This window comes from Kordiimonas lipolytica (genome assembly GCF_001550065.1).
In genome coordinates this window covers 1-16,777 of the sequence record NZ_LRUB01000027.1, presented here as the reverse complement: position 1 = coordinate 16,777, position 16,777 = coordinate 1, and the positions used below count along the sequence as shown (strand labels likewise).

Genomic DNA, 16,777 nt, shown 5'->3' with positions numbered 1-16,777 from the left:
GATCCCGGATCACGCTTCGCTTGTCCGGGATGACAACTGAACATCAATCGTCATTCCGGCCCCTCGCGTCATACCGGCGCAGGCCGGTATCTCTATCAGAAAGAGCCTCACCAGTTAAGTCGCCCATAAAGGTCGTCCCACTCGGGATTATGCTCTTCGATCAACCTGACCTTCCAGGCCCGTTGCCATTCTTTCATGGCCTTTTCGCGGGCAATTGCCTCCTCCACCGTATCGTACGGTTCAACATACACCAGCCGACGCAGGTTATATTTGTGGGCAAAGCGTGATCCCTTACCGTCGCGGTGTTCTGTTATCCGCCGTGCATTATTGTTGGTAACGCCGATATATAGTGTGCCGTGCGGCCTGTTGGTCAGGATATAAACATAGTAGGTCAGCGCAGCATTCCCCCAACTGCGCATTGTGTGCCAGGCCTATCAGGCGGGAGACGGGGTCAAAAAGGTTTTACTCGTGCGCTATGATAACAAAGGTCCCGGCCTTCGCCGGGACGACGGGTCAGTTTTTCGTCCTACCGGCGCAGGCCGGTATCTGGAGCCAACTATCCCTGGCGCAACTTGAACCGCTGGACCTTGCCGGTCTGTGTTTTGGGAAGCTCATCGATGAACTCGACAGCGCGTGGGTATTTATAAGGCGCGATGGTGTTTTTCACATGCGCCTGAAGTTCCTTCACCAGCTCGCCTGACGCTTGCGTGCCTTCCGCCAGCACGACGAAGGCCTTCACGATCTGGCCCCTGTCCGCGTCCGGCACGCCGATCACCGCGCATTCCGCCACCGCTTCGTGCAGCAGCAGCGCCGCCTCAACTTCCGGCCCGCCGATATTGTAGCCGGATGAGATGATCATATCGTCAGACCGCGCGATGAAGGTGAAATAGCCGTCCTCACTTTGGGCATAAGTGTCGCCCGTGACGTTCCAGCCGTTCTGTACATAGGTCTTCTGCCGGTCATCCGCCATATAGCGGCAGCCGGTCGGCCCCTTCACAGCCAGCCGCCCTTCTGCGGGTGGGGCCAGGATATTGCCGCTCTCGTCCAGAACGCAGGCCTGATAGCCGGGCACCACCTTGCCGGTGCATCCGGGCCGGATGTCTTCCTCGCGGGCGGAGATGAAAATATGGATCATTTCCGTGGCGCCAATGCCGTCCATCAGCTTGAGGCCTGTGGCCTTGAACCAGTCATCCCACGTGGCCTTTGGCAGGCTTTCCCCGGCGGAAACGCACGCTCGCAGGCTGGAGATGTCGAACTTCTCAAGTTCGCCAAGCATGGCGCGGTATGCCGTGGGGGCGGTGAACATCATGGTCACCTTGTGCCTCTCGACGCAGTCCAGCATGGCTGTTGGCGTGGGCGCATCCGGCAGGGCCACAGCCGCGCCGAAGCGCGCCGGGAATACCACCAGCCCGCCCAGCCCGAAGGTGAAGGCGATCGGCGGCGAGCCGCAGAAAACATCGTCCGATGTGGGCGACAGGATATGCCGGGCATAGGCGTCCGCCATGGCCAGCACATCCCGGTGGAAATGCATGCAGGCCTTGGGCTTGCCGGTGGTGCCGGAGGTGAAGGCCAGAAGCGCCACATCATCCTGCGCGGTGTCCACTGCGGTGAACTGGTCGCTGGCGTGGGCCATCAGGGCCTCAAGCTCCGCGCTTTCCTCGCCGAAGCCAACAGTGCGCAGGGGCGTTTGGGTGCTTTTCTGTGCGGCCTTCATCTCGTCCATCAGGCCGTTTTCGCTGAGCGCTAAGGTGATGCGCGCCATGTCGCAGATGGTGACAAGCTCGGGCGCGCGCAGGAGCGGCATGGTGGAAACCGCGACACCACCCGCCAGGAGCACGCCGTACCAGGCGGCGATCATCATCGGTGTGTTGCGCCCGCGCAAGAGCACCCGGTTTCCGGGTACCAGGCCAAGGTCGTGTGTCAGCGCATTGGCGATGCGGCTGGCGGTCAATCGCAGGTCGGCGTATGTCCAGGCACCACCCGACCACAGCACAGCCGGGGCATCAGGCGCGCCGCCTGCCAGAAGCGCCTCGGCCGCGTTCAGCCGTTCGGGGTACTTGAGATCCGGCAGGTCAAACGCCAGCTCCGGCCAGTCTGCCTCTTTGGGCAGGTTGTCCCGGGTAAAATGGTCACTATGGGCACTATCAAACATCATTTTGGGCCTCCCCAGTCCCAATAGTGTGAATTTTTTACTGTGACAGCAGTTGCCGGGCGATCACCAGTTTCTGAACTTCGGATGCGCCTTCATAGATCCTGAGCGCCCTTATTTCCCGGTAAAGCTCTTCTACTTTCACGCCTTTTGTCACGCCCATGCCGCCGAACATCTGCACCGCCTTGTCGATCACAAGCTGCGCCTGGTCCGTGGCGTACAACTTGGCCATGGCCGCTTCGCGCGTTACACGGGGCGCGCCGCTATCTTTGGTCCAGGCGGCTCTATATATAAGGAGCGCGCTTGCGTCGATATCTAGCGCCATCTCGGCCAAGCGTTCTTGTGTGATAGGCAGGTCAGCAAGCGGGGCACCGAAAAGCTCGCGCTCGCGGGTGCGCTTGAGCGCTTCCTCAAGGGCACGTCTTGCAAAGCCAAGCGCGGCGGCGCCGACGGTAGAGCGGAAAATATCCAGTGTCGCCATCGCCAGCTTGAAGCCCGCACCGCGTGCGCCCAACAGGTTTTCCTTCGGCACATGACAGCCTTGGAAGAAAAGCTTCGCCAACGGGTGCGGTGCGATCACCTCGATTCGCTCAGCGATTTCAAGGCCAGGCGTGTCGGCGTCTATCACCACTGCAGACAGGCCACGCGCACCCGGTGCCTCGCCCGTTCGTGCGAATACACAGTAAAAGTCGGCGATACCGCCGTTCGAGATGTATGTTTTCTCGCCCGACAGGCTGAGCTCACCGCCCGCATCCTTAAGCGTGCTGGCGATAGACGCCACATCCGAGCCCGCTTCCGGTTCCGTCAGCGCGAAGGCCGCAATTTTTTCACCCGCCGCCACGGCTGGAAGGTACGCCGATTTGATGGCGTCAGAGCCCGCCAGCGTGATGGCGCCAGAACCCAAGCCCTGCATGGCAAAGGCGAAGTCCGCAAGGCCAGAATGGCGGGCCAGCGTCTCGCGAATGATGCACAGGGATCGCACATCAAGCGTGTCGAACATGCCGCCGTAAGCCTTTGGCACCGCATAGCGAAGCCAGCCCCCGTCCCCAAGCGCTTTCACCAGAGCGCGGCAGGTGGTGTCTACGTCTTCGTGCGCGCCTGGTGCATCGACAATGTCGGGGAGGGTGGCCGCGGCCCAGGCATCAAGCCTATCTGCAAGCGTACGGTGATGGTCGTCAAAAAACGGCCAGGAAAGGAATGTGCGATCAGATGTCGAATCTGTCATCAGTCGCCCTCGAATACCGGTTTCTGTTTGGCCACGAACGCGTGGTAGGCGCGCTCGAAGTCTTTGGTTTGCATGCAGATGGCCTGCGCCTGGGCTTCGGCTTCAATCGCGGTGTCCAGGCTCATGTCCCATTCCATGTTCAGCTGGTTCTTTGTCATGCCGTTCGCAAAGGTTGGGCCGCCCGCAAGTCTGTTTGCCATGTCCTGCGCGTCCTTCATCAGGTCCGCCCGGGTGCTCAGTTTGTTGAAAAAGCCCCAACGCTCGCCTTCTTCGGCGCTCATGGTGCGGCCGGTGAACAGAAGTTCCGACGCCCGGCCCTGGCCGATGATGCGCGGCAGGATCGCACAAGCCCCCATGTCGCACCCCGCAAGGCCTACCCGGTTAAACAGGAAGGCTGTTTTTGCTTCCTTGGTGGCGATGCGAAGGTCAGACGCCATCGACATGATGGCACCAGCCCCAACGCAGATGCCGTCCACCGCCGCGATGATTGGCTGCGGACAACCGCGCATGGCTTTCACAAGATCGCCAGTCATACGGGTGAATTTGAGGAGCCCCGGCATGTCCATTTCCACAAGCGGGCCGATGATTTCATGCACATCACCACCAGAGGAGAAATTGCCTTCGGCGCCAGTGACGATAATAGCTTTCACTTCCGGCACATAAACCAGTTCGCGAAACATGTCCCGCATTTCAGCGTAGCTTTCGAACGTCAGTGGGTTCATACGCTCAGGCCGGTTCAGCGTTACGGTGCCGACGCCATTCTCGAATTGCCAAAGGAAATGCTTGGGTTTGAAAGTATTGGGGTTCATGTCGGATCCTCTCAGTCCTGGCTCAGCTTGGTTTGGTCCAGCTTGTCCAGTAGATTTGCGATCTGCTTGTGTTCGTCAGATGAAAGATTGGCAAAAATCTCGCCTACCCATTTGGCGTGGTCGGTGGCCATGTCTTCGAAAAGCGCTTTGCCCTTGTCGGTTAGCCGTGCAGTGGCCGCGCGAGCATCCTGCGCGCAGGGATTTCGCTCAACCAGCCCTTCTTTTACAAGCGGCGTCATCACCTGGGTGACATTTCCGTTCGAGACCATCAACTGTTTGGAAAGTTCGGAGAGGCGAATACCGCCTTCAGGCGCACGGTAAAGGTTAGCGAGCACATCAAAGCGCGACAGCGAGACGCCGTAGCCCGCATGCAGGCGAGACTGCAAAGTTTTACGCACCAGGTTGCTGGTGCCCAAAAGCTTCAGCCAGGTGCGCAGGGCGTCCTGCTCCTTGGGTGAAATGGCGGGGCGATTGGTCATTTACATAATCTCCCCGCAGGCAACGGCAATGGCTTGGCCGTTGATGGCACTCGCGCCGTCACTTACCAGCCAGAGGACGGCATCGGCGACTTCTTCGGGGGTCACCAGTCGGTTTTCCGGATTATGCTTGGTCAGTGCCTTCAGGGCTTCTTCTTCGCTGCGGCCGGTTTTCTCGACGATATTCCTGACAGAGGCTTGTACGATCTCGGTATCCGTGAAACCGGGACATACTGTATTGGCGGTGACGCCCGTGCCGGCAAGCTCAAGCGCAAGGGACCGGGTCATGCCGATAACGCCGTGTTTTGCGGCAGTATAAGCTGCGGTGTAGGCATAGCCCTTTAGCCCCGCGGTGCTTGCGACGGTAATGATTCGTCCAAACCCTTGCTCTTTCATCATGGGCAAGGCGGAGCGAGTGCATAGAAAGGCGCCGGTTAAGTTAACGTCCAGCATGGCCTGCCAGGTGCCAGTGTCAGTTTTTTCCAAAGGGGCGGTTGCGGCAGAGCCTGCGTTGTTCACCAGGATGTTAGGCTCATAGCCGGCGGTTTTCAGCTGCTTGAAGGCTTTTTCGACACTGTCTTCATCCGTGACATCCATGGGGACAAAGGCTGTGCCCTCCATTCGGGCTGCAGCGTCCTCCAGCCGTGCTTTGCTGCGTCCTGCCAGTACTGGGGTGATGCCAGCCTGGGAAAACGCATGGGCGATGGCAAGGCCGATGCCGCTGCCGCCGCCGGTTATCAAGGCTATTCGTCTCGTCACGTCAGGCTCCCCCGCCTCGTTTTTCGAACTGATTTATTTTAGCACTAAATTAAATAAGCATCAAGTTTGCTTCTCTGTGTAGCCTGATCGACATATTTCTACTTCAGGTTAGAATCAGCCATGTTTGCGTGAGTGTTTCTGGGTGGGAATGTTGCTAATTGGCAACATGTCGATCTATTAATTTTAAGATTGGCCTATTTTACACTTTGTCTCGCCATACCAAAAGGTTAGATGTGTATATTAAACCGCGTATTAAGTGGATTTTTTAGTCGGCCATAGATGTGCTGGCGATCTACCAACTGGGGTAAGTTAGATGAAAAAACAGATTTCCTTTTATGTAGCCACCGGCCTGCTTGCATCAACGGCGCTGGCACCGGCTGCTTTTGCACAGGATGAGGCCGCCGAGGCTGATGAAGTGACGTCCGTATACGAGCGGTATCGCCCGGATTATGATGCCCCAGGAATTCGTTCCGGCAGCTTCCTTTTCTATCCAACAATTGCAGCCGAAGGTAAGTACGATTCGAACATTTATGCGCAGGAAAGTGGCGTGACCGATGATTTCATCGCGCTCATCAAGCCTTCCTTTGCGCTGGTATCTGACTGGAATACAGACTTCCTGCAGGTGTTTGCTGATGCGAATATTGCCCGCTATACGGACAACAGCAGTGAAGACTGGGAAGACTTCAACATCGGCGCGTCTGGCCGGAAAGATATTTCCCATGGTACGGACATCCACGCTGACATCATGTACCAAGATGGCCATGAAGACCGTGGTTCTGCCGATGCGGTTGGCAATCAGGTGGCGCCTGCACAGACATCCACATTCCGGGCGTCGCTCGGTTTCAAGCGTGATGTTTCTATTCTCTCCGTTGCCCTTGATGGCCGCTACGTGAAGCAGAATTTTGACGATGTGGCCCTGCAGGGCGGCGGCACGCTCAACAACGACGACCGTGACCGTGATCGGGTAACCGTAGAAGGTCGTGTGGGTTACGAGCTCGCTGATGGCCGTGAAGCCTTCATTCGGGGTAGCATTGACCGGGTGGAGTACGACAATTCCAAAGAAGACGGCGGTCCACAGCGTAATTCCGACGGTATGGAAATCGTTGGTGGGGCGGCCTTCGATCTGACGGGTAAAGCCCGTGGCGAGGTCTACGGCGGTTACATGAAGCGCACGTTTGACTCTGAAACCATGGGTGAGATTGATGGCTTCAAGTTTGGTGCTGAACTCCTCTGGAATGTGAGCGGACTGACTTCCTTTACCGGTTCGATCAAGCGTTCCATTGATGAGACGTCAGTCTTTGGTGAGAACGAAAACGGCGTTGCCATTCCGGCATCTGGTATTATTTCCACCCTGGTCTTCGGTCGTGTTGAACACGAACTTCGCCGGAATGTACTGCTGAATGCACAAGGAAGCTTCACCAAGCAGAGCTTCGCACTTACCACTCGTGAGGACGACCTGATCAACTTTGGTGTCGGCGCGAAGTATCTGTTGAACCCGAATGTGAACGTGAATGTCGGCTATGACTATAGCTACCGTGACACGAACGTGCAGGGTCAGGACTATTCCCGTCATGCCCTCATGGTAAATGTGAAGGCACAGTGGTAGCGCTTGCTAAGCTGATTTGCTAGTATTACATCTTGTTTTGTAGGTAGCAGATCAGGCTTTTATGTATGCGTAATGTCATGAAAATAATGTTTCTTATAGCGAGCCTCGTGGGGCTCGCTTTTTCTGCGTCAGCCCAGGACGCTTCGCGTGCTGATGGCCTGGATGTTACTGTCCGGTATCAGTTGGGCTCAGGTGATCAGATTCGGGTCACCGTTTATGGCGAAGAAGATTTGTCTGGCGAGTTCGAGCTCGACGGCACTGGCGTTATATCAATGCCGCTTATTGGCGCCACCAAAGTGGGCGGCATGGACCTCGATAAAGCGGAGCAGCTGATTGCTGAAAAGCTTGCAGACGGTTATCTGATCAACCCGCGGGTCAGCGTAGAGGTCATGAATTATCGACCGCTCTACATTCTTGGCGAAGTGAAAAAGCCGGGAAGCTATCCGTTTGTGAATGGTATGACAATTTTGAATGCCGTGGCTCTTGCTTCAGGCTTCACCTACCGCGCAGCCAAAAAGAAGATTACAATCACACGCAAAGTCGATGGCATTGAACAAGACATCGAAGTAACTGACGCAACCCTGGTTTTGCCGGGGGATATTATCACAGTTCCCGAACGCTTCTTCTAAGTTAGCCGTTCCAGCAGGTTACAGACAATGTATGACAATCAGTATGTGAAGCAGCACGAAGTTAACGCGCCGGGAAGTGCGCCACATGGCCAGCAGGACGAGGAGATCGATATCCGCGCGTTGGCTCTGGTCTTATGGCGCCGAAAATGGGTGATTTTGAACACTGCCGTTTTCCTGGTTGTGCTGGCTACGATTGTCGTGTTCCAGTTGACGCCACGCTATACTGCAAATGCCATGTTGGCGATTGAAAGCCGACAGAACAGTGTCGTTGATCTTGAGGCAGTGATGTCCGGGCTGGGCACTGATCAGGCGGCAATCAAGACAGAGATTGATGTTCTGAAGTCCAGACGGCTTGTCGGCAAACTGGTGGATAGTTTGCGGCTGACCAACGATCCTGAGTTCAACAGTGACCTGAAGACGGACCGTTCACTGCTGTCGTACCTCAACCCGCTCAGCTATATGTCGGACAGCTGGAAGGCTGCCATTTTGGGAAGTAAACCTGACAGCCGGACGGAAGAGGAAATCGCGGAAGCGACAAGGGCCAAAGTCATTGATGTTGTTTCAGCGCGTCTTTCTGTTTCCAACCCGCCTCGTTCCTACACCCTCAATATTTCGTTTGAATCCGGGAACGCCAAAAAAGCAGCACAGATCGTTAACCGCTTGTCTGACCTCTACCTCACTGATCAGTTGGAAGTGAAGTTTGAAGCAACTCAGCGTGCCAACGAATGGCTGAATGAACGGGTTGCACAACTGCGCGACAAGGTTCGCCAATCTGAACAGGAAGCCCAGCGTTTTCGTGAGCGCCACCAGTTGGTTCAGACTCAGTCTGCTGGTTTGGTGAACGAACAACAGTTGGCACAAATCAATACGCAATTGGTAACAGCAAAGACCGAATTGGCCCGCATTGAGGCGCGCCAGCGCCAGATCGAGCAAAATGTTGCCGATGGTAAGATTGAGGAATCTGGCCTGATTGAAGTACTGCAGTCCCCGCTTATCCAGCGACTAAAGGAGCAGGAGTCGGAAGTTCAGCGGGAGCGGGCGGAACTTGCCACCCGCTACGGTCCAAAGCACCCCAGGATGTTGAATGTTGAAGCTGAGCTCGCCGACATCAGCTCAAAAATTTCCTATGAAATAGATAAGATCGTGGCGGGCATACGGGGTGAAGCCGAAGTGGCGGCCATCCGCGTGCAGACACTGCAGCAGAACCTGGACAATCTGAAGGCGGAGAGCTTTCAGGTTAGTCGGGCGCAGGTACAGATGCGTGAGTTGGATCGCGAAGCGGAAGCCAACCGTCTTCTGCTCCAAACATTCCTGACACGCTTCAAGGAAACGTCTAGTCAGGACGGCATGCAGCAGGCTGATGCCCGTATCATCGCAAAGGCAGACACGCCTATCGACCCGTCTTTCCCCAAGAAGAAGATGATTCTGGCACTTGTCGCTTTTGTGGGGCTAGCGCTAGGGGTAGGTCTGGCCTTCCTTCTTGAGGCCCTTGATAACGGTTATCGCAGCTTTGATCAGCTCCGTCAGGACCTTCAGCTCAGGGCTCTAGGCATGATTCCGCTGGTGGATAAATCTGCTCTAAAGGACATGAAGCCAGAAGAATATATCGCCCAGAAGCCGAATTCCTCGTTTGCTGAAGCTCACCGGAATGTGCATGCCTCCCTGATGTTCAGCGGGCAGGATGGTAGCACGCCAAAAGTGCTGGCGGTGACATCGTCTGTACCTGGAGAGGGCAAGACGACAGCGACACTCTGTCTCGCGCAGATTTTGGGCCGAACCGGTCTGAAGGTGCTTGTGGTAGAAGGCGATTTGCGCCGACCTGTATTCCGTGAGCGGATGGGTGTTTCCAAGGACAAACACTTGAGCGTGAACGACATTCTGACCGGTACGGCGCAGGAATCGGGCAAGGATATTTTCAAGGACGATGTAACGGGGATTCACCTTCTTTGGGCGGAGCGCGTTGATGACCCACAGGAGCGCTTTACGTCCGCAGAGTTCCGCCACTTCCTGTCAGAGGCACGTAAGCGCTATGACCTGGTACTGCTGGACACCCCTCCAATCATGGCTGTTGCGGATGCCATGATCATTGCTCGCCATGCCGAGAGCGTGATGTTTGTGATCCAGTGGGAAAACACGCCGAAGGGTATTGTAAAAACTGCCGTAAAACAGCTGGCACAAACACAGATTCCTCTTGCTGGTGCAGTGCTGACCCAGGTCAATATCAAACGCCATCGCGGGTATGGCTATGGTGACCAAGGCTATTACTATGGTGGCAAGAGCGCCTATTATACCAACTGATCGTCCTTGAGGGACTAAGAGGGGCGCTGTTGGCGCCCTTTTTTGTGCCTATGCCTCGCGGCCAGAGTTGCCAGATGGCTGAGAGCGGTTGGCGCAGGGCGCTAGCGAGCTTCGAGACAGTTGTTCTGCTTCGGTAACATCTTCTATATGGTATTAAAGATAATGGCGGAGTCGGAGGGATTCGAACCCTCGAGGGCGTTGCCACCCAACACGCTTTCCAGGCGTGCGCCTTAAACCGCTCGGCCACGACTCCGTTTTCCAGGCAGGCTGGAAGAGAAAGCACCCCATAAGATGGGGTGTGCGGGCGCACTATAGCCATATGAAACATAAAGGCAAGGGGAAATCCGTAGCTTTATTTCACCTCTACACGCAACTAATCGGTTCCAGGAATTCTTATGCTGAGACTCTTTATGTGCCGCGCGATCCAACTCGCAGAAACGCTAAGATTGAAGTCTTAACCTTAACGCGTTATTAACCATAAATCTTATCTTTGTTTTTACCTGCTTTCGCTTATGGTAGGAGAAAGCAACAGAGTTGAAGGAGGATCGGGATGGTATTTGGGGTGCTTGTTGGGGGCGTGGAAAAGCATGTGAAGATGATTCTTGCGCTTTTGTGTGCGGGGGCCTTTATGGCAATGGCAACGCCTGCATATGCGGATGAGCTTCAGGACTGGCAACGGGAGATTGTCAAGAAGATCGTGAAGTCCCACATCTATCCACGTTCTGCCATCGCACGGGAAATTGAAGGTCGCGCGAAGGTCAGCGTGACGATTGACCGCAGCGGTAAGATCACAGGTTTTGAGGTGCTGGAGCCAACTGGCGAGAGCCAGCTTGATAACGTGATTCCAAAGATGATGGAAAAGATGGACCCTCTGCCCGCGCCGCCAGACAGCCTGCCGGATGGAAACCTGACATTCACCATTCCGATTGCATGGCGTTTGCAATAAGCGCTTGAGTATATCGAGCAGACAAGGGGCCTTTGGGCCCCTTTTTTGTTGGCTATTGAAAATCGGCTCATGGGTAGAGGCTCATGTGTTCCTCACTATATATGTTACACACTATGCCTTTCTCAGCCCGGTTGCCGCACGTCTTTGTTCCCTATGTTGTATGGGTCTTTCGAGGGCCACTATCTGCGCTTGTGGGCCATATAACACTGTCTTGAGCCTGAGGGAGCCAGCTGGGCCCCGCCTATGCTAAAAAGTCTTGTCCGACTGCCTATGACGAGGGGCAGGCTGCAGCCAAAAAGAAAAGAGCTCCCGAAGGAGCTCTTTGAATAGGATCACTTGGGCGCGGCCGACGTGCCGACCGCAGCCAATTCTTATTCGGCGCGAATGGTTGCCAGGAAAGATTCCACCTGGCCGCGCAGCTCGTCGGACTGCTGCGTCAGCAACTGGGCCGCTGAAAGCACCTCTGTTGCGGCGCTGCCTGTGGATGTAGCGCCCTGATTCACGGCATGAATGTTTGAGGTCACTTCTTCGGTACCGGTAGACACCTCGCCCACGTTGCGGGCGATTTCCTGCGTGGAGGCGTCTTGCTGTTCCACAGCGCTGGCGATGGAAACGGATGTGGTCTCGATCTCGCCAATGATGCCTTTGATCTCGTCCATTGCCCGCACGGCAAGGTTGGTGGCCTGTTGCATGCCTTCCACTTGCTCGCTGATCTCCTGGGTTGCTTTGGCGGTCTGGTTGGCAAGCGATTTCACTTCGCTTGCCACAACCGCGAAGCCTTTGCCTGCATCGCCGGCACGGGCCGCCTCGATCGTCGCGTTGAGTGCCAGAAGGTTGGTCTGTTCGGCGATGTCGTTAATCAGCTTCACAACGTCGCCAATCTTCTGTGCGGCATCCACCAGCTCGGCGACATCCTTGCCAGCGTTTTCCGTGCGAGACACCGCATCGCGCGCTGCAGCGGATGACTGGTTGGTCTGGCCGGTGATTTCACGAACCGACGCTGACAGTTCTTCTGCCGCACTGGCCACCATCTGGGCGTTGGAGCTTGCCTGTTGGGCGGCGTTGGATACGACTTCAGATTTCTTAGAAGTATCATCAGCGGTTTCAGCCATGCCGCGTGCTGCATTTTCCATCTCAGTTGCCGAGTTGGACACACCTTGCACCACGGCCATAACAGACGCTTCGAACTTGTCCGCCAGGTCAAGCATGGCCTGGCGGCGTTCCTTACGGGCATTTTCTTCGCGTTCCTGCTCGCGTTTGCGATTGGCTTCTTCTTCCTCGCGCTTGCGGCGCTCTTCTTCTTCAGCCCGGGCACGCTCTTGCTCTTCGCGTTCCCGCTGTTCAATTTCAAGGCGCTGACGCTCAATGGCGTTTTCCTTAAAGATCTGTACCGAGCGGGCCATGTCGCCAACTTCGTCCTGCGCATCTGCGCTCGGCACTTCAACTTCAAGCTTGCCTTGGGCCAGCACCATCATGGTGTCGGAAAGGGCGTTTACAGGGCGAACTACGCGGAACATCACAACCCAGAAGGCCAGTGCGCCGATACCGGCAACGATGGCAAGTACGATCCAGGAAAGCGTCATGTTACCTGTGGCGGTGGAAACTGCGTCTTCATTCAGGCTCCGGGACAGATCACTGGCATATTGGCTCATGGCGCTTACAGGGCCAATGGCGTCTTGGGCCAGGTTGATCCAATCGCTTGGTGAAATACCGTAATCAGCGATTACGTTGCCTTCAAGGTCCATTTCTGCTGCGTCTGATGCGTCATAGATAGCGAAACGTGTTTCCTCAAACTCTGCAAAGAAGACATCCTCGATCTTTTTCAGCATCGCTTCGATTTCAGCTTCCTTGGTGCCTTCTTCGGCGACGGCAAGGCTGTTAACGATGCCTTGAACCTGCTCCCATGCTTCCTTGCCCTGGCCCACATATTGGGCATTCAGTGTTTGCATGGCTGCGCGGATTTGGGAGCCGGAGACGATGCTGCCGCCAAGGGCTGCGGATTCGCGGGTGGCATACTCGATCATCGACCAGAGATTATGCTTCAGCTGAATAACTTTCGAAATCCGGTCGTCGCCAAAGTCATAGTTATTTTCAAGGATCGCGCGCAGATCGGCTGCCGTCTCAATAACATCGTTGATGGCATTGGTGACATCGCGCCCCCGAAGTTCTCGGTCAGAGGAAATCCTGTCCAAATCCGCATCCAGCTGAGGACGCATTGCCATGTAGCTTTCATGCGCTTTGAAAAAGGCCGTCTTCGCCGCACCAAAACGCTGGTTGACGGAGGCGAAGATCGTCTCGTTGCCTGATGGGTTGTCAAATTCAGGAACATCCGGCAGGCGTGTCTGGATTTCGCTGAACGCACTGTCGATATCTTTACGTTGTTCAGCAATCTGAGTCGGGAAGAAGTCATCGGCTTCGGTTCTGAAGCCATAGGCCGTATTTGCAAGGCTGCGTTCATCCGCAAGGGCAAGCTTCAGTGTCGATATGCTGTCGATCAACTGGTTCACTTCCATCGCGTTTTTTGCGCGAGCGCTGTTGTCCGAGGCATCAAAAATCCGCCCAACCGTCAGCCAGATGATCATCGCCATCAATATAGCGGTCACAAACAACAGAAGGTTGCGAATGCTGAAAACTTTGCCTTGGGTAAGGCTTTGAAGCACGTTGCTGGAATCTTGCGCGGCCATTTTTAAACTGCCCCTCTACAAATCAGAGAACCCGACTATGAAAATTTAAGCTAAACCAATCCGATTCATTGCATATCACAGTTAATGAACCTTAAAGGCTTTGCCTGTTTTGGATGAAAAATGAATTCACCCTTCCCCCGTATGCGGATAGTAACGCCAATATTCTTGTTATCAATAGCTGCGTTCGATAAAAAGGCGGAGATTTTAAGGATTTAAGCGCTTCTTATGCCCAAAGGCGGACGTGAATGACCGGATTCGATGCCATAATCATTGGTGGTGGTGCCGCGGGCCTGATGTGCGCGCGTGAGGCTGCGTCCCGTGAACGCAGGGTTGTGTTGCTGGAACACAACAAGGCGCTTGGCGCAAAAATTCTGATTTCAGGTGGCGGGCGCTGTAATTTTACCAATGAGGATGCGGGTCCGAACGCCTACATCAGTCACAATCCACATTTCGCCAAATCGGCGCTCAGCCGGTATACCCAATGGGATTTTATCAGCATGATCGCCACTCATGGTGTGACCTGGCATGAAAAGACGCTGGGACAGCTTTTTTGCGACCAGGGCGCGGGCCGTATCCTGAAGGTGCTGACAGATGAATGCCACCAGAACGGCGCAAAGATACTCACCGGAACAAAAGTTGAGAAAGTTTCATTGGATGCCGGAACGTACCGCGTGGCCACAACAGCGGGAGAGTTTGAGGCTCCAAGCCTTGTGGTCGCGACAGGCGGGCTGTCCATCCCCAAAATGGGCGCAACAGGTTTCGCCTATGATATTGCCAAGCAGTTCGGGCTGGAAGTAGAGGCCCCAGAAGCGGCGCTTGTGCCTTTCACCTTTTCGGATGCAGACCTCGATTTCATGAAGCCGCTCGCAGGTGTGGCCGCAGACGCTGTCGTGTCGTGCGGGCGGACGAGCTTTCGCGAAGCCCTTCTTTTTACTCACAGGGGCCTGTCAGGCCCTGCCATCCTGCAGATTTCCAGCTATTGGCATCCGGGTGAGGCTGTCACCATCAACCTGCTGCCCGACCTTGGAGATAGCTTTGACTGGCTGCGTGCAGCGCGGGACAGTCGGCCGAAGACGGCGCTCAAGACGCTTTTGGCGGAGAAGTTACCGTCGCGGCTCGCTGAGGCCATCGCTTTAGACTGGCCAGGCCCGCTTGGCAGCCTGTCGAACAAACAGTTGCAGGCCATCAGTGACCGCTGCAGTCGATGGCACGTGGTGCCCAGCGGCACTGAAGGCTTCAAGAAAGCCGAGGTCACACGTGGCGGCATCAGCACCAGCGAGCTCAGCTCCAAAACCATGGAAGCCAAAAAGCAACCGGGGCTCTATTTCATAGGCGAATGCGTGGATGTGACCGGTTGGCTGGGCGGCTATAATTTCCAGTGGGCCTGGTCCAGCGGCTGGGCGGCGGCCCAGTATCTTTGAGAATAGCGCGGTTCACCGCTGTCAAACTGTCCGAAAACGAACACAAACTGTGTTCGAATACGGACAGGCTTTGGTCTCTGGATTGGCGTAAAAAGTATAACCCTTTTGTTTAAGAACAATAAAGTTTGAAAATTATTAATATAGTTTGAAAATAAATTCATATATTTAGAATAAAGAATGAAAATTAATGTCGCTTCTGATACTCTTCCAAGCGGAGGAGGCAGGTATCATGGGGCGCTACCGACAACTCAAGTCACTGTTCCCCGTCAGGGCTTATGGGGCCAAAGAAGGCAATTGCATAAGAGAGGATTTTGATTTCATTTGAAGTGACGTAAGGAACGAAGAATGAAAGCTAAATCCTCTAGTTCAAAAAGTGGCAAGTCAGCCGCAGATCAAACAGTTAAGAACATCCGCCGCGCGACGCGGAAGATTTATTCGGCCGAGGAGAAGATCCGGATTGTCCTTGAGGGGCTGAGCCGCGAGACATCGGTTGCCGAACTGTGTCGCCGGGAAGGCATCGCGCAGAGCATGTATTACAAATGGTCGAAGGAATTTTTGGAGGCCGGCAAGCAGCGCCTGGCAGGCGATACAGTGCGTGCAGCCACCAGTGACGAGGTAAACGACCTAAGGCGGGAAGCCAGGGACCTGAAGGAAGTGGTGGCGGAGCAAACCCTGGAGATACGGCTACTTAAAAAAAGCGTGGTCGGGGATGGGGGGTACGAAGAATGAGATACTCTGCATCTGAGAAGCTTGAGATCATCCGCACTGTCGAACAGTCACATCTGTCGGCACGTCAGACACTGGACAGGATAGGCATTCCACGCACGACTTTCTACCGCTGGTATGACCGGTATCTGGCCAGTGGCTTTGATGGTCTCAATGACCGGCAGCCGCACCCTGGCGAAGCCTGGAACCGCATCCCGGATCATATCCGTAAACAGGTGCATGATATGGCACTGGACGAGCCAGAACTGAGCCCGAGGGAACTGGCCGTAAAGTTCACGGACAGCAAGGGCTACTTTGTGTCGGAAGCCAGCGTTTACCGCATGCTGAAAGCCGCAAACATGATCACCAGCCCGGCCTATGTGGTGATCAAGGCTGCGGACGAGTTCAAAGACAAGCCGGCGCGCATTAACGAGCAATGGCAGACCGACTTTACCTACTTCAAGATCAAAGGCTGGGGCTGGTATTATCTATCCACGATCCTGGATGATTACAGCCGTTATGTGATCAGTTGGAAGCTTTGCAGCACCATGAAAGCCAAGGATGTGACAGACACAATTGATCAGGCGCTGAATGCTTCTGGCTGTCATGACAAAGCTGCCATGCCCCGCCTGTTATCAGATAATGGTTCGTCCTATGTGGCAGAGGAACTGGCGGACTTCCTGAAGGCCAAGGGCATGGGGCATGTTCGCGGCAGGCCATATCACCCGCAAACACAGGGCAAGATTGAACGCTGGCACCAAACACTGAAGAACCGCATTCTCCTGGATAACTATTATCTACCCGGTCATCTGGAACATGAGATCGGCCAGTTTATCCACTACTATAATCACGAGCGATATCATGAAAGCCTGAACAATCTGACGCCTGCAGATGTCTACTTCGGGCGGGGCCCAACCATTCTGGACAGAAGGAGAAAAATCAAACAACAAACCTTAAGACAACGAGCCTTGCGACATCACGCAAAGGCTGCTTAACTTAAAACAAGATATGAGATCAAAACCTCTCTTATTTTAAGCGCCTACTGGTAACAATTTATCTGACGACGGACA

13 protein-coding genes and 1 tRNA gene are annotated in these 16,777 nt (G+C 55.0%); 6 read left to right on the top strand and 8 right to left on the bottom strand.

Going from position 1 to position 16,777, the window contains the following annotated elements:
- Window positions 1-107: 107 nt before the first annotated feature.
- The 6 genes from KORM41_RS13130 to KORM41_RS13105 form a co-directional block, all read right to left on the bottom strand.
- Complete coding sequence (locus KORM41_RS13130) at window positions 108-419, bottom strand: GIY-YIG nuclease family protein (protein WP_068148764.1); 312 nt, start codon at window positions 417-419, stop codon at window positions 108-110.
- Window positions 420-556: 137 nt separating this feature from the next.
- The gene (locus KORM41_RS13125) at window positions 557-2,152 is read right to left on the bottom strand and encodes an AMP-binding protein (protein WP_068149135.1); all 1,596 of its coding nucleotides are present in this window, start codon (window positions 2,150-2,152) and stop codon (window positions 557-559) included.
- 37 nt (window positions 2,153-2,189) lie between these two features.
- Window positions 2,190-3,374 (bottom strand): acyl-CoA dehydrogenase family protein, encoded by a 1,185-nt coding sequence (locus KORM41_RS13120; RefSeq protein WP_068148761.1) that lies wholly within the window; start codon window positions 3,372-3,374, stop codon window positions 2,190-2,192.
- Entirely contained in the window at window positions 3,374-4,183 is an 810-nt protein-coding gene (locus tag KORM41_RS13115; RefSeq protein ID WP_068148759.1) for an enoyl-CoA hydratase family protein, read from the bottom strand. Before KORM41_RS13115 ends, KORM41_RS13120 begins: the two co-directional genes overlap by 1 nt.
- A gap of 11 nt (window positions 4,184-4,194) precedes the next feature.
- Complete coding sequence (locus tag KORM41_RS13110; RefSeq protein ID WP_068148756.1) at window positions 4,195-4,662, bottom strand: MarR family winged helix-turn-helix transcriptional regulator; 468 nt, start codon at window positions 4,660-4,662, stop codon at window positions 4,195-4,197.
- Window positions 4,663-5,418 (bottom strand): SDR family NAD(P)-dependent oxidoreductase, encoded by a 756-nt coding sequence (locus KORM41_RS13105; RefSeq protein WP_068148753.1) that lies wholly within the window; start codon window positions 5,416-5,418, stop codon window positions 4,663-4,665. It lies immediately after the preceding gene.
- Window positions 5,419-5,731: 313 nt separating this feature from the next.
- On the opposite strand from KORM41_RS13105, the gene KORM41_RS13100 reads away from it, so the two are divergent.
- The 3 genes from KORM41_RS13100 to KORM41_RS13090 all read left to right on the top strand — a co-directional run bounded on the left by KORM41_RS13100 (window position 5,732) and on the right by KORM41_RS13090 (window position 9,951).
- Window positions 5,732-7,024 (top strand): outer membrane beta-barrel protein, encoded by a 1,293-nt coding sequence (locus KORM41_RS13100; RefSeq protein WP_068148750.1) that lies wholly within the window; start codon window positions 5,732-5,734, stop codon window positions 7,022-7,024.
- A gap of 77 nt (window positions 7,025-7,101) precedes the next feature.
- Window positions 7,102-7,653: a polysaccharide biosynthesis/export family protein gene (locus KORM41_RS13095; RefSeq protein ID WP_231727268.1), complete on the top strand. Its 552-nt coding sequence runs from the start codon at window positions 7,102-7,104 to the stop codon at window positions 7,651-7,653.
- Window positions 7,654-7,680: 27 nt separating this feature from the next.
- Entirely contained in the window at window positions 7,681-9,951 is a 2,271-nt protein-coding gene (locus KORM41_RS13090) for a GumC family protein (protein ID WP_068148744.1), read from the top strand.
- 163 nt (window positions 9,952-10,114) lie between these two features.
- On the opposite strand, the gene KORM41_RS13085 is transcribed toward KORM41_RS13090, so the two are convergent.
- A tRNA-Ser gene (locus KORM41_RS13085) sits at window positions 10,115-10,204 on the bottom strand.
- Between the two features lie 297 nt (window positions 10,205-10,501).
- Here KORM41_RS13085 and KORM41_RS13080 point away from each other — a divergent pair.
- On the top strand, window positions 10,502-10,897 hold the full coding sequence (locus KORM41_RS13080) for an energy transducer TonB family protein (protein WP_068148741.1): 396 nt from the start codon (window positions 10,502-10,504) through the stop codon (window positions 10,895-10,897).
- A gap of 371 nt (window positions 10,898-11,268) precedes the next feature.
- Here KORM41_RS13080 and KORM41_RS13075 read toward each other — a convergent pair whose 3' ends face one another.
- A complete protein-coding gene (locus KORM41_RS13075; protein ID WP_068148738.1) occupies window positions 11,269-13,581 on the bottom strand; it encodes a methyl-accepting chemotaxis protein in 2,313 nt (770 codons plus the stop codon).
- Between the two features lie 245 nt (window positions 13,582-13,826).
- On the opposite strand from KORM41_RS13075, the gene KORM41_RS13070 reads away from it, so the two are divergent.
- Window positions 13,827-15,002, top strand: coding sequence for a BaiN/RdsA family NAD(P)/FAD-dependent oxidoreductase (locus tag KORM41_RS13070; RefSeq protein WP_068148734.1), 1,176 nt, complete (start codon window positions 13,827-13,829; stop codon window positions 15,000-15,002).
- 345 nt (window positions 15,003-15,347) lie between these two features.
- Window positions 15,348-16,702 (top strand): IS3 family transposase gene (locus KORM41_RS13060; RefSeq protein WP_156431865.1). Its coding sequence is split into 2 segments (ribosomal slippage): window positions 15,348-15,692 and window positions 15,695-16,702, totalling 1,353 coding nucleotides; the frame shifts between segments, so codons are not numbered across the junction.
- Window positions 16,703-16,777 lie beyond the last annotated feature (75 nt).

Bases quoted from the DNA above. Each gene is read 5' to 3' on its own strand.
- KORM41_RS13090 (WP_068148744.1), top strand. From the start codon at position 7,681: ATGTATGACAATCAGTATGTGAAGCAGCACGAAGTTAACGCGCCGGGA.
- KORM41_RS13115 (WP_068148759.1), bottom strand. From the start codon at position 4,183: ATGAACCCCAATACTTTCAAACCCAAGCATTTCCTTTGGCAATTCGAG.
- KORM41_RS13070 (WP_068148734.1), top strand. From the start codon at position 13,827: ATGACCGGATTCGATGCCATAATCATTGGTGGTGGTGCCGCGGGCCTG.
- KORM41_RS13110 (WP_068148756.1), bottom strand. From the start codon at position 4,662: ATGACCAATCGCCCCGCCATTTCACCCAAGGAGCAGGACGCCCTGCGC.
- KORM41_RS13075 (WP_068148738.1), bottom strand. From the start codon at position 13,581: ATGGCCGCGCAAGATTCCAGCAACGTGCTTCAAAGCCTTACCCAAGGC.
- KORM41_RS13095 (WP_231727268.1), top strand. From the start codon at position 7,102: ATGAAAATAATGTTTCTTATAGCGAGCCTCGTGGGGCTCGCTTTTTCT.
- KORM41_RS13130 (WP_068148764.1), bottom strand. From the start codon at position 419: ATGCGCAGTTGGGGGAATGCTGCGCTGACCTACTATGTTTATATCCTG.
- KORM41_RS13125 (WP_068149135.1), bottom strand. From the start codon at position 2,152: ATGTTTGATAGTGCCCATAGTGACCATTTTACCCGGGACAACCTGCCC.
- KORM41_RS13100 (WP_068148750.1), top strand. From the start codon at position 5,732: ATGAAAAAACAGATTTCCTTTTATGTAGCCACCGGCCTGCTTGCATCA.
- KORM41_RS13080 (WP_068148741.1), top strand. From the start codon at position 10,502: ATGGTATTTGGGGTGCTTGTTGGGGGCGTGGAAAAGCATGTGAAGATG.
- KORM41_RS13120 (WP_068148761.1), bottom strand. From the start codon at position 3,374: ATGACAGATTCGACATCTGATCGCACATTCCTTTCCTGGCCGTTTTTT.